This is a genomic window from Halomonas sp. HG01 (genome assembly GCF_000968715.2).
GTDB lineage: Bacteria > Pseudomonadota > Gammaproteobacteria > Pseudomonadales > Halomonadaceae > Halomonas > Halomonas halophila.
Genome location: NZ_CP022134.1, coordinates 3,461,669 through 3,481,337, shown reverse-complemented (window position 1 = coordinate 3,481,337; position 19,669 = coordinate 3,461,669). Strand labels below are relative to the sequence as shown.

Annotated in this window: 20 protein-coding genes; 15 read left to right on the top strand and 5 right to left on the bottom strand. The window is 66.7% G+C overall.

The features are described from left to right. Nucleotides 1–459: 459 nt before the first annotated feature. The 5 genes from UN84_RS16515 to UN84_RS16495 all read right to left on the bottom strand — a co-directional run bounded on the left by UN84_RS16515 (nucleotide 460) and on the right by UN84_RS16495 (nucleotide 6,286). Nucleotides 460–1,695: an AAA family ATPase gene (locus UN84_RS16515; RefSeq protein ID WP_046078877.1), complete on the bottom strand. Its 1,236-nt coding sequence runs from the start codon at nucleotides 1,693–1,695 to the stop codon at nucleotides 460–462. A 36-nt stretch (nucleotides 1,696–1,731) separates the two neighbouring features. Then, nucleotides 1,732–3,021: a glutamate-1-semialdehyde 2,1-aminomutase gene (gene hemL / locus UN84_RS16510; RefSeq protein WP_046078876.1), complete on the bottom strand. Its 1,290-nt coding sequence runs from the start codon at nucleotides 3,019–3,021 to the stop codon at nucleotides 1,732–1,734. 198 nt (nucleotides 3,022–3,219) lie between these two features. Next, nucleotides 3,220–4,071, bottom strand: a complete 852-nt coding sequence (thiD, locus tag UN84_RS16505) for a bifunctional hydroxymethylpyrimidine kinase/phosphomethylpyrimidine kinase (protein WP_046078875.1) — start codon at nucleotides 4,069–4,071, stop codon at nucleotides 3,220–3,222. Continuing rightward, complete coding sequence (gene hemJ, locus UN84_RS16500; protein WP_046078874.1) at nucleotides 4,071–4,502, bottom strand: protoporphyrinogen oxidase HemJ; 432 nt, start codon at nucleotides 4,500–4,502, stop codon at nucleotides 4,071–4,073. Before hemJ ends, thiD begins: the two co-directional genes overlap by 1 nt. A gap of 8 nt (nucleotides 4,503–4,510) precedes the next feature. Next, entirely contained in the window at nucleotides 4,511–6,286 is a 1,776-nt protein-coding gene (locus UN84_RS16495; RefSeq protein WP_035594525.1) for a chloride channel protein, read from the bottom strand. A 129-nt stretch (nucleotides 6,287–6,415) separates the two neighbouring features. Here UN84_RS16495 and argC point away from each other — a divergent pair, with 129 nt between their 5' ends. The 15 genes from argC (at nucleotide 6,416) to atpA (ending at nucleotide 19,631) form a co-directional block, all read left to right on the top strand. Then, a complete protein-coding gene (gene argC / locus UN84_RS16490; RefSeq protein WP_046078873.1) occupies nucleotides 6,416–7,450 on the top strand; it encodes an N-acetyl-gamma-glutamyl-phosphate reductase in 1,035 nt (344 codons plus the stop codon). 129 nt (nucleotides 7,451–7,579) lie between these two features. After that, nucleotides 7,580–7,933, top strand: a complete 354-nt coding sequence (gene erpA / locus UN84_RS16485) for an iron-sulfur cluster insertion protein ErpA (protein WP_035594520.1) — start codon at nucleotides 7,580–7,582, stop codon at nucleotides 7,931–7,933. A gap of 114 nt (nucleotides 7,934–8,047) precedes the next feature. Further along, nucleotides 8,048–8,806: a transporter substrate-binding domain-containing protein gene (locus UN84_RS16480; RefSeq protein ID WP_035594518.1), complete on the top strand. Its 759-nt coding sequence runs from the start codon at nucleotides 8,048–8,050 to the stop codon at nucleotides 8,804–8,806. Nucleotides 8,807–8,901: 95 nt separating this feature from the next. Beyond that, nucleotides 8,902–9,573: an amino acid ABC transporter permease gene (locus tag UN84_RS16475; protein WP_035594515.1), complete on the top strand. Its 672-nt coding sequence runs from the start codon at nucleotides 8,902–8,904 to the stop codon at nucleotides 9,571–9,573. A 14-nt stretch (nucleotides 9,574–9,587) separates the two neighbouring features. Then, complete coding sequence (locus UN84_RS16470) at nucleotides 9,588–10,361, top strand: amino acid ABC transporter ATP-binding protein (RefSeq protein ID WP_046078872.1); 774 nt, start codon at nucleotides 9,588–9,590, stop codon at nucleotides 10,359–10,361. A 537-nt stretch (nucleotides 10,362–10,898) separates the two neighbouring features. After that, entirely contained in the window at nucleotides 10,899–12,794 is a 1,896-nt protein-coding gene (gene mnmG / locus UN84_RS16465) for a tRNA uridine-5-carboxymethylaminomethyl(34) synthesis enzyme MnmG (RefSeq protein WP_046078871.1), read from the top strand. Then, nucleotides 12,791–13,444: a 16S rRNA (guanine(527)-N(7))-methyltransferase RsmG gene (gene rsmG / locus UN84_RS16460; RefSeq protein ID WP_046078870.1), complete on the top strand. Its 654-nt coding sequence runs from the start codon at nucleotides 12,791–12,793 to the stop codon at nucleotides 13,442–13,444. The genes mnmG and rsmG overlap by 4 nt, the downstream gene beginning before the upstream one ends. Nucleotides 13,445–13,508: 64 nt before the next feature. Then, nucleotides 13,509–14,279: a ParA family protein gene (locus tag UN84_RS16455; protein WP_046078869.1), complete on the top strand. Its 771-nt coding sequence runs from the start codon at nucleotides 13,509–13,511 to the stop codon at nucleotides 14,277–14,279. Nucleotides 14,280–14,316: 37 nt separating this feature from the next. Beyond that, entirely contained in the window at nucleotides 14,317–15,243 is a 927-nt protein-coding gene (locus tag UN84_RS16450; protein WP_035594505.1) for a ParB/RepB/Spo0J family partition protein, read from the top strand. Nucleotides 15,244–15,458: 215 nt separating this feature from the next. Then, complete coding sequence (locus UN84_RS16445; protein WP_046078868.1) at nucleotides 15,459–15,845, top strand: ATP synthase subunit I; 387 nt, start codon at nucleotides 15,459–15,461, stop codon at nucleotides 15,843–15,845. A 14-nt stretch (nucleotides 15,846–15,859) separates the two neighbouring features. Next, complete coding sequence (atpB, locus tag UN84_RS16440) at nucleotides 15,860–16,684, top strand: F0F1 ATP synthase subunit A (protein WP_035594500.1); 825 nt, start codon at nucleotides 15,860–15,862, stop codon at nucleotides 16,682–16,684. A gap of 58 nt (nucleotides 16,685–16,742) precedes the next feature. Continuing rightward, nucleotides 16,743–16,970, top strand: coding sequence for a F0F1 ATP synthase subunit C (gene atpE / locus UN84_RS16435; RefSeq protein WP_016854214.1), 228 nt, complete (start codon nucleotides 16,743–16,745; stop codon nucleotides 16,968–16,970). Between the two features lie 75 nt (nucleotides 16,971–17,045). Beyond that, nucleotides 17,046–17,516 (top strand): F0F1 ATP synthase subunit B, encoded by a 471-nt coding sequence (locus UN84_RS16430; RefSeq protein WP_026068332.1) that lies wholly within the window; start codon nucleotides 17,046–17,048, stop codon nucleotides 17,514–17,516. Between the two features lie 14 nt (nucleotides 17,517–17,530). Then, entirely contained in the window at nucleotides 17,531–18,070 is a 540-nt protein-coding gene (locus UN84_RS16425) for a F0F1 ATP synthase subunit delta (protein WP_035594498.1), read from the top strand. Nucleotides 18,071–18,086: 16 nt separating this feature from the next. Then, nucleotides 18,087–19,631 (top strand): F0F1 ATP synthase subunit alpha, encoded by a 1,545-nt coding sequence (atpA, locus tag UN84_RS16420; protein WP_035594496.1) that lies wholly within the window; start codon nucleotides 18,087–18,089, stop codon nucleotides 19,629–19,631. The last annotated feature ends 38 nt before the right edge of the window (nucleotides 19,632–19,669 follow it).

Sequence of the window (19,669 nt, the reverse complement as noted above, 5' to 3'; positions counted from 1 at the left end):
TGAACCCTTGAAGATCCCACTCGCAGGCATGAAACCTAGAGCACGGGACGTGCCAACTTTCAGTAACCTTCTGATAGTGCGGACGAAGAAATCGGAAGGCGTCGGGTATGGGGAGAGGCAGGCAAGGCAATGGCGGGATATTGCCGAGCGGAGTGTCAGGCTGATGAAACAGTGACTCCGTGCCTGAAGTGGCCATGCGAGGATAAAATATTTAAAAACAGTGCTTTAACATATTGAAACATATTAGGTACAAACCTGTTTCAGTCTTGACACTGTCGTCACGCCTCAATATTTATCCCTGATTTTCAATATATTATGTCGTATCAGCTAACACCGAACCGCAGGGCGGTATGCCAAGCCGACGTAACACTCGGGAACGCGTGAGAAGGAGAAGTAAGGGAGAAGATGGGGAAGAAAGCATGGAGAGACCGGCCCTGGTAGCCGGTCTCGGCAGGCACTTCAGCTCCAGTGCATATGCTCCTGGATCAGCCCGGCCAGCGTTTCGCCGGCGTTGTCCGCCGTCGTGTCCAGCCGCACGAGGTGGAAGCGTTCCTCGTCGGAGAAGGGTTCGAAGGCCGCCTGCTGATGCGACAGCACCGCGAGACCTTCCTCCGCGGTCACGCCATGGCGCCCGGCTCGCTTGGTGATGCGACGCGTCAGGGTCGCCTGATCCGCCTCGAAGCTGACCAGCAGCACCGGCAGCCCCCGGCTCTCGGCCTGATGCCGCAGCCAGTCACGCTGCGCCTGGGTCAGGCAGGTCGCGTCGATGCAGGCCGGCAGGCCGGCATCCAGCAGGTGGCCGGCACACTGCGCCAGCCGCTGATAGGTACGCTCGGTGGTCGAGGCATCGAAGATACCCACAGGCGCTTCGCCCTCCACCGCCTGTGGAGAAAGTCCATGCAGGCGACGCCGCTCAGCATGTGACGCCACCCGCACCGCGCCCAGGCGAGTCACCAGGTTGCGGGTGAAGCGGCTCTTGCCACTGCCCGACACCCCGACGCCGATGACCAGCGGCGGAAAGCGGAACTCCGCGTGCCGTTCCGCCAGCTCCAGATAGCGGCGGCAGGCGCCCATGGTCTCCGCCCGCAGGGCAGGGCGCTCGTCGTCGCCCTCGGCCGCCTCCAACCGACGCAGGGCGCGACGCGCGCCGGCCAGGCACTCGAGCACCCGGAACACCGACAGCAGCCGGGCGGCCTGGTAGTCGCCGCTGAGCCGCAGGTACCCGTCCAGCGCCAGCCGTGCCAGCCGCGACTCGTCACGCACCTCGAGCCCCACCAGCAGCGAGGCCAGGTCCGCGGCCGGATCCTGGACGACCTCGGCGCCGTGGCCCTGAAGGTCGCGATCGATGGCATTGACCATCACCACGCGCCCCTCGTCCAGCAGCCGGCTGTCAGGGTGCTCGCAGGCCCAGCTGCGCGGCAGCCGCCGGGCCTCGCGCGTCTTGAAGACGGGCGCCAGGCGGGACAGGTTCTCCTCCAGCCAGCGACTCAGGGCCTGCAGTCGCTGGCGGTCTTCGTCGGCGACGATCAGCGCCGTCAGGGCCTGCGTCTCGGCGGCCACGCGCCGCTGAACGGCCTCATGCAGGGGCGTGGCCTCGTCGGTGGCGTGATCGGCATGCCAGGCGCTCAGGCGCTCGACCAGCGTCTCCAGGGTGACATCTCGGGTCGGACTTCCGGGGGCGTGTCGCTGGTTCATCGTTCTTCTCCGTTCACGCGGTCTTGTCGGGTGCCGTCAGTCCTGGCGCATGGCGGCGAAGGCCACCTCGGCCGCGTCCAGGGTCAGCTGGATGTCCTCGGGCGCATGGGCGCTGGACATGAAGCCGGCCTCGAAGGCGGAGGGCGCCATGTAGACGCCCTGCTCGAGCATGCTGGCGAAGAAGCGGCGGAAGGCGTCGCCGTCGCAGGCGGTGGCCTGGGCGAAGTTATCGACCCGGCTCTGCCCGGTGAAGAAGACGCCGAACATGCCACCGGCCTGTTGGGTGATCATGTCGATGCCGGCGGCATCGGCCCGCTCCTGGAGGCCGTGGCACAGGGTCTCGACGCGCTGGCTGAGAGCGTCGTGGAAGCCCGGCTCGCGCAGCTTGGTGAGCAGGGCGATGCCCGCCGCCATGGCCAGTGGATTGCCCGCCAGGGTACCGGCCTGATAGACGGGCCCCAGCGGGGAGATGTTCTCCATGATGCCGCGGCGGCCGCCGAAAGCGCCCACCGGCATGCCGCCGCCGACGATCTTGCCCAGGCAGGTCAGGTCGGGCTCGACGCCGTAATGCGCCTGGGCACCGCCCATGGCGACGCGGAAGCCGGTCATCACCTCGTCGAAGATCAGCACGCTCTCATGGCGATCGCAGACCCGGCGCAGGGTCTCGAGGAAGCCGGGCTGCGGCGGAATGCAGTTCATGTTGCCGGCCACCGGCTCGACGATGATGCAGGCCACCTGGTCGCCGATCTCCTCGAAGCACTGCTCGACCGCATCCGGATCATTGTACGACAGGGTCACGGTGTGCTCGGCCAGGGCCGCCGGCACGCCCGGCGAGCTGGGCTCGCCGTGGGTCAGGGCACCGGAGCCGGCCTTGACCAGCAGCGAGTCGGAGTGGCCATGGTAGTTGCCCTCGAACTTCACGATCTTGTCGCGTCCGGTATAGCCGCGGGCCAGGCGGATCGCCGACATGGTGGCCTCGGTGCCGGAGTTGACCATGCGCACCATCTCGATGCTGGGGATCATCTCGCAGATCAGGTCGGCCATGGTGGTCTCGATGGCCGTGGGCGTGCCGAAGGAGAGGCCGCTGTCGAGGCGCTCGCGCACCGCGCCGAGTACCTCCGGGTCGGCATGGCCGGTGATCATCGGCCCCCAGGAACCGACGTAGTCCACATAGCGCTTGCCCTCTACGTCGAACAGGTAGGCGCCCCGCGCCCGCTCCATGAACACCGGCGGACGTTCCAGGCCCTTGAAGGCACGCACCGGCGAATTCACTCCTCCGGGAATATGGCGGCAGGCCCGTTCGAAGAGCTGGGCGGATGTGGTCATGTCAACCTCATTAGCTGTTGAAAGTAAGCGTCGCATCACGCCGGAGCCGCGCGGTCACGGCGTTCGGCTTGTGGATAAATCTCTGGACAATCTCTGGGCGAGCGGTGATTCCCCGGTGAACGTCGCTCAATCCCCGCGAAGATGTCTCGGTCATGGCCTCATTCTCGATGCTTGGGCCGTGGATGACCAGTCCGGCGCCTAGGCGTCCTGCTCGAAGCGAGCCACCGGCAGCCGCCACAGGCGCCTCGGCAGCCACTGATCGTCGCCGTCGTCGTGACCCGGGCGCCAGCCATGGGACAGCGTCTGCCAGGTGTAGGCCTGGGCCTGCTCGCAGGCCGCCACCAGCGATTCTCCCTGGGCCAGCCGCGCCGCCAGCGACGACGCCAGGGTGCAGCCGGAGCCGTGAAACACGCCTGGCAGCCGCGTCCAGGTCCACTGGCGATCGCCGTCCGGCACGTGCAGGGTGTGCCGTACCCGCCCCGCGGGCACCCGCTCCTCGGGATCGTCGGTACCGGTGACCAGCACCGCCTGGCAGCCCAGGTGCATCAGTTCGACCGCACGCTCGGTGTCGTCGGCGCAGGCGCCACCGGCCAGTCGGCCCAGCTCCCGGCGATTGGGCGTCAGGATATCCACAAGGGGAAGCAGGCGCCGGCGAAAGGTCTCGATCAAGGTGGGTGTGGACAACTCATGCCCGCCGCCGGCCCTGAGCACCGGGTCGACCACCACCGGCACGCCCGGCCGGCGCCGGATGATCTCCACCACCGCGTCGAGGGCCGCCTCGGAGGCCAGCAGGCCGACCTTGATGGCGGCGATCTCGATGTCCTCCAGCGCCGCGGCGGCGTCGCGGATCAGCACGCCGTCCACCGGCTGCACGGCGCCGACGTCGCGGCAGTTCTGCACCGTCAACGCCGTGGGCACGGTCAGCGCCCAGCCGCCGCAGGCGGCCACCGCCTCGCTGTCGGCCACCAGGCCGGCGCCGCCGGTGGGATCGTGGCCGGCCAGCACCAGTACCGCCGGCAGATGGGGGTGAGTCTGCGCATCCCCTGTCATCAGAACGGCTTCAGCACGGCGAGCAGGACGATCGCCAACAGGGCGAGTACCGGCAGCTCGTTGAAGATCCGAAAGTAGCGATGGCTGCGGCTGCAGCGACCGTCGGCGAACTGCTTGAGATAGATCAGGCACACGTGATGATAGGCCACCAGCGCCGCCACCAGGGTCAGCTTGGCATGCATCCAGCCCTGAGACAGCCAGCCCGGATTCAGCGCCAGCAGCCCGCCGCCGAGCACCAGCACGGCGATCATCGAGGGCGTCATGATGCCCCGGTAGAGCTTGCGCTCCATGGTCTTGAAATACTCGATGGCCTGGGACTCGCCGCGATCCCGGGCCATGGCGTGGTAGACGTAGAGGCGCGGCAGATAGAACAGGGCGGCGAACCAGGTCACCACGGCCACCAGGTGCAGGGCCTTGATCCAGAGGTACATGTCGACTCCTAGCCGGGGGGTGCATCGCTGTAGCGATAGTAACGCTCGATGGCGTCGCGGGTGATGATACCGGAAATCCGCTTCTGCTTCGGCCGATGCCCGTGCTCCACGTAGAGGGCGTCGGCATGCTTGGTGTTGAGCCGCAAGAAGGCCTCGGAGAGCGTCGCCTGCAGGTGGATTGGCGCCAGGTCGAGGCGCTGCCCGGGGATCTCCAGCAGGTCCAGGCGGCCCTCCTTGTCGATCAGCTTGTCGGTCTCGTCGTGTTCGAGCATCCAGCGCGCCAGGTCGGCCGCCTTCAGCGCCAGGGTCGGCTTGGCATCGCTGGAGCGCTCGATCACGATCCACACCGGCTTCGCCACGAGCAGGGCACTGGCCTGGTCGAGGGTCACCCGACGGCGCGAGCGTACCAGATCGCGCTCCATCACCGCCGGCACCGAGACCCGGCTGAGGGCCTGCATCAGCGGCTGCTGCAGCGGATGCAGGCCGTGGCGGGTCACGCTGATGAAAAAGCCGTCGCAGCCGCACAGCTGACGCGACGTCAGACCGGCCACCACCACCGCCAGCATGCCGGGCAGGATCAGGTTGGGGTTATGGGTCAGCTCCAGCAGCGCCATCAGCGCCGCCAGCGGCGCCTGCAACACGGCCCCCATCATCGCGGCCATGCCCAGCATGGCGTAGACGGCGGGGCCGGCGGCAAGATCCGGCAGCAGCTGGGCACCGAGCAGGCCGCACAGGGCACCGGCCGCTCCGCCGGCCACCACCACCGGGCCGATGATGCTCACCGGGATGCCGCAGGCCACGGTGAAGGCGGTGATCAGCAGCTTGCCGATGGCGACCGCCAGCAGAACGTCGAGGCTCAGCGAGCCGCCGATGGTCAGCCCCAGGGTGTCGTAGCCCATACCCTGCACCTGGGGGTACCACCAGGCCATGGCGCCGACCACACCTCCGGCGAGGGCGAAGCGCAGCGCGAAGGGCACGCGCTTGAGGCGATCGCCGGCACGCGCCACGCGCACGAATCCGCCGGCCAGCAGGCCGATGCCCAGTGCGCTCAGCACGATCCACGGCAGGTTGAGCAGCGACCCCAGGGCGAGACCGGTGCCCTCGAAGGGCAGCTCGAAGCCGAACACCGCCTGGGAGACCACGGCCCCCATGGTCGAGGCCAGGATCACCGGCATGAAGCCGGTGATGGTGTACTCCATCATCACCACTTCCATGGCGAAGATGACCCCGGCGACCGGCGTATGGAACGAGGCCGAGATGCCCGCCGCGGTGCCGCAGGCCACCAGCACGCGCAGGCTGTTGTGCGGCAGGCGCAGGCGCTGGCCGAGTCCGCTGCAGGCCGCCGCGCCCAGATGAATGGCAGGCCCTTCGCGCCCCGCCGAGAGCCCGCCCAGCACCGAGATCAGGCCCACCCACCATTGGGTGAACCAGTTGCGCACCGGGAAGCGCCCCTGATGGTAGGTCAGTCGCTCGATCACGTGGGCGATGCCAATCTGTCGGCCGGCGGGCCGCAACCACCATAGCCAGGCACCGATCAGCGTCACCGCCAGCAGTGGCAGCAGGGCACGCGTCAGCGGCGACAGCGCCTCGAAGTTCTCGGGATTGCCACCGGGCAGGAAGATCATGGCGCCCAGCTGGAGCGCCAGGCGGAACAGCACCATCAGACCGCCGGTGATCAGGCCGGACACCAGTCCCAGCACGCAGAGCTGGGGCAGTGCATCCACGCTGGCCAGCTGGCGGCGGAAACGATCGAGACTGAAGCGGGGAAGTGGAAAACGCGGCAAGGTGTCCTTCCTGTTAGACCCCGGCCCCTATTTCAACCCTGACCCCTACGAGGCTGGGTGGGAGCCCTTCCTCTTGTGTATCATATCCTCCCACTCAGGTCCCAGCGTCCACCATCGAGGAGCCCCATCGTGATCAAGGTCGGAATCGTCGGCGGCACCGGTTATACCGGCGTCGAACTGCTCAGGTTGCTGGCTCGCCACCCGGAGGTCAGCGTCGAGGCCATCACCTCGCGCAGCGAGGCCGGGCTCGGGGTCAGCGAACTGTATCCCAACCTGCGCGGCCACTACGACGAGCTGCGCTTCAGCGAGCCCGATCCGGCGCGCCTGGCGGCCTGCGATGCGGTGTTCTTCGCTACGCCCCACGGCGTGGCCCACGCCCTGGCCTTTGATCTGCTCGAGCGCGGCACCCGGGTCATCGACCTGTCGGCCGACTTCCGCCTGCGCGACGCCGACGAGTGGGCCGCCTGGTACGGCCAGCCCCACGGCGCGCCCGAACTGCTCGAGGAGGCTGTCTACGGCCTGCCCGAGGTGAACCGCGAGCGGATTCGCCAGGCGCGCCTGATCGCCGTGCCCGGTTGCTACCCCACCGCCGTGCAGCTCGGCCTGCTGCCGCTGCTGGAGGCCGGCCTGATCGACGCCGATCACGTGATCGCCGACTGCAAGTCCGGCGTCACCGGCGCCGGCCGCGGCGCCAAGGTGCCGTCGCTGCTGGCCGAGGCCAGCGAATCGATGAAGGCCTACGGCGCCTCCGGCCACCGTCACCTGCCCGAGATCCGCCAGGGCCTGGGCGACGCCGCGAACGGCCCGGTGGGCCTGACCTTCGTGCCGCACCTGACGCCGATGATCCGCGGCATCCACGCCACCCTCTACGGCCGCCTGCAAGGCGAGCCGGGCGACCTGCAGGCGCTGTTCGAGCAGCGCTTCGCCGACGAGCCCTTCGTCGACGTCATGCCCGCGGGCAGCCACCCCGAGACGCGCAGCGTCAAGGGCGCCAACGTCTGCCGGATGGCCGTGCATCGCCCCGGCGACGGCGACACCGTGGTGGTGCTCTCGGTGATCGACAACCTGGTCAAGGGCGCCTCCGGCCAGGCCGTGCACAACCTCAACCTGATGTTCGGCCTCGACGAGTTCGCCGGCCTCGACGCCCCGGCGATGATGCCCTGAGGCCATCGCCTGCCCCCGTCGCCATCGCGCCGGGGGCAGGGCTCCCTCCTCAATAGTTGACCCTTTTGCTAAGGGTTATGGATAATCGTCGTCCTGCACGACATTCATCGATTTCCGGGGAGGTCACCCATGAGCGGTGCCGCATCCTTCGTTCCTACCCCTCTGCTGCTCTCCGACAGCGCCAAGGCCCGTCTCAAGGCCCTCGGCGAGGCGGAAGGCAAGTCCGGGCTCACGCTGAGGGTCTACGTGACCGGCGGCGGCTGCTCCGGCTTCCAGTACGGCTTCGACCTCGCCGAGGACATCGCCGACGACGACACCCTGATCGAGTTCGGCGACGTGGCGCTGGTGGTCGACCCGCTCTCCTACCAGTACCTGGTCGGCTCCACGGTCGACTACGAGGAAGGTCTGGCCGGCGCGCGCTTCCTGATCCAGAACCCCAACGCCACCACCACCTGCGGCTGTGGCGCCTCCTTCATGGTCTGATCCGCAGCGTTGACGACCAGCCCCGCCGCAACATTTGCCGAGACTTGACGCTCTCACGGCAACTCGCCATGGTTGATTTGTACTCCACAACAAATCACTCCAATGGAGAAGCACATGAAGCGTCAATTCACGGTCGCCTCGCTGGCGTCCTGTCTCGCCCTGGGCCTCGCCACCTCGGCCCACGCCCAGGAGACCCTGGACGTCGTCACCGACCCGAGCTTTGTGCCCTTCGAGATGATGGACCAGGAAACCGGCCAGATGGTCGGCTTCGACATGGACATCGTCGCCGAAGTCGCCGAGCGGGCCGGGTTCGAGTACAACCTGCGCACCATGGACTTCAACGGCATCATCCCCGCCGTCCAGACCGGTAACGTCGACATCGCCATCGCCGGCATCACCATCACCGACGAACGCGCCGAGATCGTCGACTTCTCCGATCCCTACTACGACAGCGGCCTGCGCCTGCTGGTCAACGCCGACGACGACAGCATCCAGTCCATCGAGGACCTGGAAGGCAAGTCGGTCGGCACCAAGATCGGCTCCACCAGCTACGACTATCTCCAGGAGAACCTGGGCGACGACGCCGACATCACCCCCTATCCGGGCTCCAGCGACATGTACATGGCGCTGCTCGGCGGCAGCGTCGACGCGGTCTTCTACGATGCGCCCAACGTCGGCTACTTCTCCCAGACCCAGGGCGAGGGCCGAGCCAAGGTCGTCGGCCCGCTCTACGAGGGCCAGCAGTACGGCATCGTGCTGGTCAAGGGCAGCGACTGGGTCGAGCCCGTCAACGAGGCCCTGGCCTCGATGAAGGAAGACGGCACCTACGACGAGATCCACAGCAAGTGGTTCGGCAGCGCCAGCGGCGAGTAATCGTCGCCCAACGCCTGAACGGGGTCGGGTCACATGACCCGGCCCCGTTGCATTTCGGCTCGTCACTCTCCTGCGCATCCTGACGGAGTTCCCACGTGGACGTCACCTTTCAATTCGACTGGCAGGCGGCCTTCGCCTCCATTCCCCATCTGCTCACGGGGATTCCCTATACGCTGCTGATCTCCTTCGCCGGCCTGGCGATCGGTTTCCTGATCGGCATCCTGTTCGGCCTGCTGCGCATCAGCCCGTCGCGCTGGCTGCGAGTGCCCGCGGTGGCCTACATCGAGGTCTTCCGCGGCACGCCGGTGCTGGTGCAGGTGCTGTTCATCTTCTATGGCCTGCCGCAGCTGCTCGGCGGCCCCATCAACGCCCTGGTGGCCGGCATCGCCGCCATCGCGGTCAATTCCGGCGCCTATATCTCGGAGATCGTCCGCGGCGGCGTGCAGTCCATCGAGCGCGGCCAGCGCGAGGCCGGGCTGTCGCTGGGCCTGTCCCGGCGCCAGACCTTCCGCTACATCATCTGGCCCCAGGCGCTGCGACGCATGATCCCGTCGCTCGGCAACCAAGGCATCATCAGCATCAAGGACACCTCACTGTTCTCGGTGATCGGCGTGGGCGAGCTGGTCCGCCAGGGCCAGGTCTATATCGCCACCACCTTCAACGCCCTGGAGGTCTATCTGATGGTGGCCATGCTGTACCTGGTCATCACCCTGTCGCTCTCGGCGGCGCTGCGCCTGCTCGAGCGCAAGGGCCTGGTCGGACAATGAAGGAAGACACGCACATGAACCAACCGACGTCCCCCTCCGGCGGCGAGCGCATCGTCCGCATGGAGAAGCTCAACAAGTCCTTCGGCGACCTGCACGTGCTGAAGAACATCGATCTCGAGGTCACTCCCGGCGAGGTGGTGGTGATCATCGGTGCCAGCGGCTCCGGCAAGTCGACCCTGATCCGCTGCATCAACGGCCTGGAGGAGTTCCAGCAGGGCGAGCTGGAGGTCGATGGCAATCCCCTGAAGCCCCACGGCAAGGCCACCCAGGCGCTGCAGAAGATCCGCACCGAGGTTGGCATGGTGTTCCAGCAGTTCAACCTGTTTCCGCATCTGAGCGTGCTGGACAACGTCACCCTGGCGCCGATGAAGGTGCGGGGGCTGGGCCGCCATGAGGCCACCGATACCGCCGAGCGCCTGCTCGACCGGGTCGGCATCGCCGATCAGGCCGCCAAGTATCCGACCCAGCTCTCCGGCGGCCAGCAGCAGCGCGTGGCACTGGCCCGGGCGCTGGCCATGGAACCGCGGCTGATGCTGTTCGACGAGCCGACCTCGGCGCTGGACCCGGAGATGATCGGCGAGGTGCTGGACGCCATGCGCGAGCTCGCCAACGAGGGCATGACCATGCTGATCGTCACCCACGAGATGGGCTTCGCCCGTGAGGTGGCCGACCGGGTGATCTTCATTCACAAGGGCGAGATCGCCGAGGAAGGGCCACCGGAGACGATCTTCGACTCGCCTCAGGCCGAGCCCACCCGGCAGTTCCTGTCCCGGGTGCTCAAGCACTGACAAGCGCCATGCCTCCCGCCTCAAAGGGCCCTGTCGTCAGCGACAGGGCCCTTTTTTTGGGCGTTTTTCGGCCTGTGGACAAGATTTTTCGCCGCTCGTCGCTCACGCGGGCCATGGCGGGGCTGGGGACAGAACGAGGTGGTTGTTCACAGCCGCGGTGACAAGCCCGGAAGAACTCGGTGGACAAGCCGTGTTCGCGCTGGCTTGTGGGTAACCCGGGATGTTACCCACAGGCCCCGAACATGCCCTCCGCAGGCGGTCCGCGCCTTTTCCTTGCTTCGGTCAACATTACAAGGTGTTGATAAGTAAGTGGTAAAATCAGTTATCCACGAGAAATGTCCACACCAGTAATCACTACCACAACAGAACTTCTTTTTATCTATATGTTTTTTTATTTAAGTCTCCGCGGAAGGGAGGCGGATTGGCCTGAACGGGTGTGGAAAACCCTGACGATTACCCACAAGGGGGTTATACTGGCGGGCTGATTCGACCCCTGAACCGCAACATTCGGCGCGACGGCGCCGATCGAGGTGAACCTTGGAGTACCCCGACCGCTTCGACGTCATCGTCATCGGCGGTGGCCATGCCGGGACCGAAGCCGCCCTGGCCTCGGCTCGCATGGGCTGCCGGACCCTGCTGCTGACCCACAACATCGAGACCCTCGGTCAGATGTCCTGCAATCCCGCCATCGGCGGGATCGGCAAGAGCCATCTGGTCAAGGAGATCGATGCGCTGGGCGGCGCCATGGGACTCGCCACCGACATGGGCGGCATCCAGTTCCGGGTACTCAATTCCCGCAAGGGCCCCGCGGTGCGGGCGACACGCGCCCAGGCCGATCGCGTGCGCTACAAGGCGGCGATCCGCGGCATGCTGGAGAACCAGGCCAACCTGACGATCTTCCAGCAGGCCGCCGGCGACCTGATCGTCGACGGCGACACCGTGCGTGGCGTGGTCACCGAGACCGGCGTGCGGTTCATGGGTGAGACCGTGGTGCTGTGCACCGGTACCTTCCTCGGCGGGGTGATCCACATCGGGCTGGACAACAGCCGTGGCGGTCGCGCCGGCGATCCGCCCTCCAACGCCCTGGCCGAGCGCCTGCGTGCGCTGCCGTTCCGCGTCGATCGCCTGAAGACCGGCACGCCACCGCGCATCGATGCCAAGAGCGTCGATTTCTCGGCGCTCGAGGAGCAGCCGGGCGATACCCCGACGCCGGTGATGTCCTATCTCGGCAGCCGCGAGATGCACCCGCGCCAGATCAGCTGCCACATCGCCCAGACCAACGAGCGCAGCCACGAGATCATCCGCGCCAACCTGGATCGCTCGCCGATGTTCTCCGGCACCATCGAGAGCGTCGGGCCGCGCTACTGCCCGTCCATCGAGGACAAGGTGCATCGCTTCGCCGACAAGGCGAGCCACCAGATCTTCATCGAGCCGGAAGGGCTGGATACCCACGAGCTGTATCCCAACGGCATCTCGACCTCGCTGCCGTTCGACGTTCAGCTGCAGGTCGTGCGCTCGATGAAGGGCCTGGAAAACGCCCACATCACTCGTCCGGGCTACGCCATCGAGTACGATTTCTTTGATCCGCGAGACCTCAAGCACTCGCTGGAAACGAAATTTATCCACAACCTGTTCTTCGCCGGGCAGATCAACGGCACCACCGGCTACGAGGAAGCCGGCGCCCAGGGGTTGCTGGCCGGCCTCAACGCGGCCCGTCGGGCCAGCGGGCTCGAGGCCTGGTGGCCGCGGCGCGACGAGGCCTACCTCGGCGTGCTGGTCGACGACCTGATCACCCTGGGCACCAAGGAGCCCTACCGGATGTTCACCTCGCGGGCGGAATATCGCCTGCTGCTGCGCGAGGACAACGCCGACCTGCGCCTGACCGAGGCCGGCCGTGGCCTGGGCCTGATCGATGACCGCCGCTGGGCCGCCTTCAGCGCCAAGCGCGAGGGCATCGAGGCCGAGAGCGCGCGCCTCAAGGCCAGCTGGGTGCAGCCCAAGACCGAGGCCGCCGACCGCGTGGCCGAGAAGACCGGCCAGCCCCTGGCACGCGAATACAACCTGCTGGACCTGCTCAAGCGTCCGGAGCTCGGCTACGCCGACGTGGCCGGCCTGGTCGGTGAGCCGGTCGAGGACGAGCGCGTCGCCGAACAGGTGCAGATCCAGGCCAAGTACCAGGGCTACATCGACCGTCAGCAGGACGAGATCGACAAGCTCAAGCGCCACGAGGCCACCCGGCTGCCCGACGACTTCGATTACGAGCAGGTCGAGGGGCTGTCCAACGAGATCCGCCAGAAGCTCATCGAGGCGCGTCCCGAGACCCTGGCCCAGGCCGGTCGTATCTCCGGCGTGACCCCGGCGGCGGTCTCGATCCTGCTGATCCACCTCAAGAAGCGACGCCTGCTGGACGACACCCGAGTGGCCAACGGATGACCCCGAACGATACGATCCTGAACGACCGCCTCGAGCGCGGCCTGGCCGAGCTCGGCCTCGACGTGCCGGCGGCTCGCCGCGAGCGGCTGGTGGCCCTGGTGGGGCTGTTGCACAAGTGGAATCGCGCCTATAACCTCACCGCGGTACGCGATCCCGAGGAGATGGTCGCCCGGCACGTGCTCGACAGCGCCGCCGTGCTGCCCTTCGTGACCGGTCCGAGCCTGCTCGACGTGGGCGCCGGCCCGGGCCTGCCAGGGCTGGTGCTCGCGATTCTCGCGCCCGAGCTCGACGTCACGCTGCTCGACAGCAACGGCAAGAAGGTGCGCTTCCAGCGTCAGGCGGTGATGGAGCTGGGCCTCGAGCGAGTCACGCCCGTCCAGGCCCGGGTGGAAGCCTTCGAGGCCCCCGCCGGCGGCTTCGATCAGGTCATCTCGCGGGCCTTCGCCAGTCTCGAGGACTTCCTCGCCCTGAGCCGGGAGCTACCGGGGGAGGGGGGACAGTGGCTGGCGATGAAGGGGCCCGCCGTGGAGGACGAGCTCGCCGGCCTGCCGGAAGGGATCGCGGCGGTGGCCCGCCATACGCTGAGGGTGCCCTTCTCGGTGGGCGATCGCCGCCTGGTGATCCTCGAACGCGCCCCCGGCGAGCGCTGAGCCGCGCCCGGGGAGGCCGCCGGGCGCCGCCGTGAACCCTGTCTCCCAACGCAAGGATGTCGCCGTGACCAAGATTATCGCCTTGACCAACCAGAAGGGCGGCGTGGGCAAGACCACCTCCGCCGTCAATCTGGCCGCCAGCCTGGCCTCCCTGGAGCGGCGCGTGCTGCTGGTCGACCTGGATCCCCAGGGCCACGCCACCATGGGCAGCGGCGTCGACAAGCACGCCCTCGACGGCAGCGTGCTCGATGTGCTGCTGGGCGAGAAGCGGGCCACCGAGGTGATCCTGGACTGCCCCGAGGCCGGCTACGCGCTGCTGCCCGGCAACGGCGACCTGACCGCCGCCGAGGTCGAGCTGCTCGACCGCGAGGAAGGGCGCGAGCAGGGCCTGGTCAAGGCGCTGGGCGAGGTCGCCGGCGAATACGACGTGGTGCTGATCGACTGCCCGCCCTCGCTCAACATGCTGACCGTCAACGGCCTGACCGCCGCCGATGGCGTGCTGATCCCACTGCAGTGCGAGTTCTACGCCCTCGAAGGGCTCTCGGCGCTGCTCGATACCGTTGAGCAGATCAAGGGCAGCGTGAACCCGGGGCTCGAGATCCATGGCATCCTGCGGACCATGTTCGACGGCCGCAACAGCCTGACCCGCGACGTCAGCAAGCAGCTGCGCGACTACTTCGGCGACGCCCTGCTCAAGACCACCATCCCGCGCAACGTGCGGGTCGCCGAGGCGCCCAGCCACGGCCTGCCGGTCACCAAGTACGCCCGCTTCTCGCGGGGCAGCCAGGCACACCGGGTGCTGGCCAAGGAACTGATTCGCCGCCTGTCGCTGTAGCCGACACCGTTTGGTGCTTACCGATGAGGGGAACTCGATGACGCGCAAACAACGCGCTCTGGGACGCGGGCTGGATGCCCTGATCGGCGCCGGCGCCCGCCGCCGCGAAAGCCTGGATCTGCCCGGGGCAGAGGAGGCGACGGAGGAGGGCGAGCTCAACGGCGCCGAGCCGCTGGCTCCCGCCGCCGACGAGCGGCTCGAGCGCCTGCCGCTGGGCCAGCTGTCCCGCGGCAAGTACCAGCCGCGCCGCGACATCCAGCCCGAGGCCCTCGAGGAGCTGGCCGACTCGATCCGCGCCCAGGGCGTGATGCAGCCGATCGTGGTGCGGCCGATCGGCGAGCAGCGTTACGAGATCATCGCCGGCGAACGGCGCTGGCGGGCCGCCCAGCTCGCCGAGCTCGACGTCATCCCCGCGGTGATCCGCGAGGTCACCGACGAGGTCGCCCTGGCTCTGGCCCTGATCGAGAACATCCAGCGCGAGAACCTCAATCCCATCGAGGAGGCGCTGGCGCTCAAGCGGCTGCTCGACGAGTTCGAGCTGACCCAGCAGCAGGCCGCCGATGCGGTGGGCCGTTCACGAGCCCAGGTGGCCAACCTGCTGCGCCTGCTGGCGCTGGATCCCGAAGTGCAGACGCTGCTCGAACGCGGCGACCTGGACATGGGGCACGCCCGGGCGCTGCTGGCGCTGTCGGGCCCCAAGCAGCGCCAGGCCGCTCATGAGGTGGTCAACAAGGACCTCACGGTGCGCGCCACCGAGGCGCTGGTGAAACGGCTCGCCGAGGGGCAGCCGGCCAAGGCCGAGGCCCCGGCCGCGAGCCCCGACGTGGCGCGCCTGGAGTCGCGCCTCGGCGACCTGCTCGGCGCACCGGTGAAGATCCAGCACGGCCGCGGCGGGAAGGGGAAGGTGACCATTCGCTACTCGAGCCTGGACGAGCTGGACGGCATCCTCGGCCACATCAAGTAGACCCTATTAGGGTGCTAAACAGTTTTTCGAAACTTATCGACTTTTAGTCGTAAGCTGGGGCGATTTCGCGCGATATCGGCCCGCGATCGGTTGAAGGCATCGAGGGGGTTCCCTATAATCGCGCCGGGCTCGCCATTGGCTACCGCCGACGGCGGGGCGCGAGGAAACGGGACGCCGACGTCGGCCCCAATGTCGGCAACGTGCACGGAGATCCCATGGCAGCCAGGTACAGGCGCCCGATTCTCGGATGGTTGATGGCCGCGCAGGTTGCTATGCTCGGTGCGCTGTCCGGCCTGGGACGGCTTCTGGGAAGCCCGGGAGACGCGGTCTCGATCCTGCTGGGTGGCGGCGTGGCGCTGATCGCCAACGGCTACTTCGCCTGGCGAATGTTTCGTCACCGGGGCGGCCGCCAAGCGCGCCGGATGGTGAGCGGCCTCTATCGTGCGGAGGCGGGTAAGTTTGGTTTGACGGTGGCTCTGTTCGCGGTGGTGTTCATCGCAGTGCCCCCCTCAAATCATGCTTTATTCTTTGGCGTTTATGTGGTGATGCTGTTCGTTCACTGGCTGGCCGCCTGGCTGGGCACGCGACCATTACCCCACTGAAATCGAGGCAGCTCATGGCAGGCAATAACCCGACTCCTGTGGAGTATATCCAGCACCATCTGCAAAACCTGACATATGGCTACCACCCCGAGAACGGCTGGTCCATTGCGCACTCCGCTGCCGAGGCTCAGGACATGGGGTTCTGGGCCATTCACCTGGATACCATGGGCTGGTCGCTGGCCATGGGCGCGCTGTTCATCTGGCTGTTCCGCAAGGTCGGCAAGGCCGCGACCACCGGCGTGCCCGGCAAGCTGCAGAACGCCATCGAGATGGTCTTCGAGTTCATCGAATCCACCGTACGCGGCGCCTTCAAGGGCAAGAACCCGCTGATCGCGCCGATCGCGCTGACGCTGTTCGTGTGGATCTTCCTGATGAACCTGCTCAAGCTGGTGCCGGTCGATTTCGCGCCCGCCCTGTTCGCCCGCTTCGGGGTCGAGTACATGAAGCTCGTGCCGACCACCGACCCCAATGCCACCCTGGGCATGGCGCTGGGCGTGTTCTGCCTGATCATCTACTACAGCATCAAGGTCAAGGGCCTCGGTGGTTTCGCCAAGGAGCTGTCGCTGACGCCCTTCAACCACTGGCTGCTGATCCCCTTCAACCTGGTGATGGAAATCATCGGCCTGCTCGTCAAGCCGCTCAGCCTTGGCCTGCGTCTCTTCGGTAACATGTTTGCCGGCGAGGTGATCTTCATCCTGATCGCCCTGCTGCCGTTCTGGGTGTCCTGGACCCTCAACGTTCCCTGGGCCATCTTCCACATCCTGGTCATCACCTTGCAGGCGTTCATCTTCACCGTGCTGACGGTGGTCTACCTGAACGCTGCTCACGAGCATCACTGAATCGCGTAATACCCGATAAACCCTTGAAACTTAACCTCAACTCGTAAGGAGTATCATCATGGAACTCGTCTACATCGCCGCTTCCCTCATGATCGGCCTGGGCGCTCTGGGTACTGGCATCGGCTTCGCTCTGCTGGGCGGCAAGCTGCTCGAGACCACCGCTCGCCAGCCGGAGCTGGGCAACCAGCTGCAGACCAAGACCTTCCTGATGGCCGGCCTGCTGGACGCCGTGCCGATGATCGGCGTTGGTATCGCGATGTACCTGATCTTCGTCGTCGCCGGCTAACGATTGGCATACCGAGCGCGCTGCGCTCGGTTTGCTTGTTTCCGGTCGCCACGAATCTGTCAGAGGTACGCCCCTGTGAATATCAACATGACGCTTATCGGACAGATGATCGCCTTCGCGATCTTCGTCTGGTTTTGCACCAAGTACGTGTGGCCGCCGATCAGCAATGCGCTCCATGAGCGCCAGAAGAAGATCGCCGATGGCCTGGATGCTGCCAGCCGTGCTTCTCGCGACCTCGAACTGGCCGAACAGCAGGCCAGCGAGACCCTGCGTGAAAGCAAGGAGCAAGCGGCCGAAATCCTGGAGCAGGCCCACAAGCGGTCCACCCAGATGATCGACGAGGCGCGTGATCAGGCCCGCCAGGAAGGCGAGCGCATGATCGCCCAGGCCAAGTCCGAGATCGACCAGGAAGTGAACCGCGCGAAGGAAGAGCTGCGTGGCCAGGTCTCGCGGCTCGCCATCGTCGGCGCCGAGCGGGTCCTGGAAGCCTCCATCGACGAGAAGCAGCACGGCAAGCTCGTTGACCAACTTGCCGAAGAGCTTTGAGGAGGAGGTGACCCATGGCGGAACTGTCTACCGTCGCTCGCCCCTACGCCAAGGCGGCCTTCGAACACGCCGTCGGACGTAAGGCGCTCGAGGACTGGTCCGGCATGCTCACCACCGTGGCGCATGTCGTCGAAGACGACGACATGCGCCGTCGAGTGCTGGGCAACCCGCGACTCTCCAGCGCACAGAAGGTGGATGCGATCGTCGAGATCTGCGGCGATGCCGTCGACGACGACGTGCGCAACTTCCTGCGTCTGGTCGGCCAGCAGGGTCGCCTGACGGCCCTGCCGGTCATCGCCGAGCAATTCGAGCTGCTCAAGGCCCAGGAGGAGAAGCGCATGGACGTCGACATCGTCTCTGCCTTCCCGCTGGACGAAGCGCAGCAGGACAAGCTCGCGAGCGCGCTGGCCAAGCGTCTGAACCGCGAAATCTCCATTACCACTCAGGTGGATTCCACCCTCCTGGGAGGCGTCATCCTGCGCGCCGGCGACACCGTCATCGACGGGTCGGTGCGCGGTCGACTGAACCGCCTCCACGAGGCCCTTTCCGCCTGAGTCTGAGGGACATGGCATGCAGCAACTGAATCCTTCCGAGATCAGCGACATCATCAAGCAGCGTATCGAGAAGCTGGATGTCGCGACCGAAGCCCGCAACCAGGGCACCATCGTCAGCGTGTCTGACGGTATCGTGCAGATCCACGGCCTCACCGACGCGATGTTCGGCGAGATGATCGAGTTCCCCGGCGGCATCTACGGCATGACGCTGAACCTCGAGCGCGACAGCGTCGGCGCCGTGGTGCTGGGCGACTACCTGCAGCTCGAAGAGGGCATGACCGCCCAGTGCACCGGCCGCATCCTCGAGGTGCCGGTGGGCCCCGAGCTGCGCGGTCGCGTGGTCGATGCCCTGGGTAACCCGATCGACGGCAAGGGCGACCTCGGCACCGACAAGACCGACGCGGTGGAAAAGGTCGCCCCGGGCGTCATCACCCGTCAGTCCGTCGACCAGCCGATCCAGACCGGCTTCAAGTCCATCGACGCCATGGTGCCGATCGGCCGCGGCCAGCGTGAGCTGATCATCGGCGACCGCCAGATCGGCAAGACCGCGATCGCCATCGACGCGATCATCAACCAGAAAGGCACCGGCGTCACCTGTGTCTACGTGGCCATCGGTCAGAAGCAGTCGACCATCGCCAACGTGGTGCGCAAGCTCGAAGAGCACGGCGCCATGGAGCACACCATCGTGGTCGCCGCCGGCGCCGCCGATCCGGCCCCGATGCAGTTCCTGGCCGCCTACTCCGGCTGCACCATGGGCGAGTACTTCCGCGACCGCGGTGAAGACGCCATGATCGTCTATGACGATCTGTCCAAGCAGGCCGTGGCCTATCGTCAGGTCTCCCTGCTGCTGCGTCGTCCGCCGGGCCGTGAAGCCTTCCCGGGTGACGTCTTCTATCTCCACTCCCGTCTGCTCGAGCGCGCCGCGCGCGTCAACGCCGACTACGTCGAGAAGTTCACCGACGGCGAAGTCAAGGGCAAGACCGGCTCGCTGACCGCGCTGCCGATCATCGAGACCCAGGGTGGCGACGTCTCCGCGTTCGTTCCGACCAACGTGATCTCCATCACCGACGGTCAGATCTTCCTCGAGACCGATCTGTTCAACTCGGGCATCCGTCCGGCCATCAACGCCGGTCTCTCGGTGTCTCGTGTCGGTGGCTCCGCCCAGACCAAGATCGTCAAGAAGCTCGGCGGCAGCGTGCGTCTGGCCCTGGCCCAGTACCGTGAGCTGGCGGCCTTCGCCCAGTTCGCCTCCGACCTGGACGAGGCCACCCGCAAGCAGCTGGAGCACGGTCAGCGCGTCACCGAGCTGATGAAGCAGAACCAGTACGCGCCGATGTCCGTGGCCGAGATGGCCGTCTCCCTGTACGCCGCCAACGAGGGCTACCTGGAAGACGTCGAGGTCAGCAAGGTGCTGGACTTCGAGCGTGCCCTGCAGGACTACATGAAGGCCGAGCACGCCGAGCTGCTCGACAAGATCAATGAGTCCGGCGACTACAGCGACGACATCAAGAGCGGCCTCAAGGCCGGTCTCGACAAGTTCAAGGCCACTCAGAGCTGGTGACCCCGCCGGCCCGCTCCTCCCGGGGAGCGGGCCCTGGA

What these genes read in the sequence shown, in the direction of transcription:
- UN84_RS16515 (WP_046078877.1), bottom strand. Translation starts at nt 1,695, where the DNA reads ATGAACCAGCGACACGCCCCCGGAAGTCCGACCCGAGATGTCACCCTG.
- hemL (WP_046078876.1), bottom strand. Translation starts at nt 3,021, where the DNA reads ATGACCACATCCGCCCAGCTCTTCGAACGGGCCTGCCGCCATATTCCC.
- thiD (WP_046078875.1), bottom strand. Translation starts at nt 4,071, where the DNA reads ATGACAGGGGATGCGCAGACTCACCCCCATCTGCCGGCGGTACTGGTG.
- hemJ (WP_046078874.1), bottom strand. Translation starts at nt 4,502, where the DNA reads ATGTACCTCTGGATCAAGGCCCTGCACCTGGTGGCCGTGGTGACCTGG.
- erpA (WP_035594520.1), top strand. Translation starts at nt 7,580, where the DNA reads ATGAGCGGTGCCGCATCCTTCGTTCCTACCCCTCTGCTGCTCTCCGAC.
- UN84_RS16480 (WP_035594518.1), top strand. Translation starts at nt 8,048, where the DNA reads ATGAAGCGTCAATTCACGGTCGCCTCGCTGGCGTCCTGTCTCGCCCTG.
- UN84_RS16470 (WP_046078872.1), top strand. Translation starts at nt 9,588, where the DNA reads ATGAACCAACCGACGTCCCCCTCCGGCGGCGAGCGCATCGTCCGCATG.
- rsmG (WP_046078870.1), top strand. Translation starts at nt 12,791, where the DNA reads ATGACCCCGAACGATACGATCCTGAACGACCGCCTCGAGCGCGGCCTG.
- UN84_RS16450 (WP_035594505.1), top strand. Translation starts at nt 14,317, where the DNA reads ATGACGCGCAAACAACGCGCTCTGGGACGCGGGCTGGATGCCCTGATC.
- UN84_RS16445 (WP_046078868.1), top strand. Translation starts at nt 15,459, where the DNA reads ATGGCAGCCAGGTACAGGCGCCCGATTCTCGGATGGTTGATGGCCGCG.
- atpB (WP_035594500.1), top strand. Translation starts at nt 15,860, where the DNA reads ATGGCAGGCAATAACCCGACTCCTGTGGAGTATATCCAGCACCATCTG.
- atpE (WP_016854214.1), top strand. Translation starts at nt 16,743, where the DNA reads ATGGAACTCGTCTACATCGCCGCTTCCCTCATGATCGGCCTGGGCGCT.
- UN84_RS16425 (WP_035594498.1), top strand. Translation starts at nt 17,531, where the DNA reads ATGGCGGAACTGTCTACCGTCGCTCGCCCCTACGCCAAGGCGGCCTTC.
- atpA (WP_035594496.1), top strand. Translation starts at nt 18,087, where the DNA reads ATGCAGCAACTGAATCCTTCCGAGATCAGCGACATCATCAAGCAGCGT.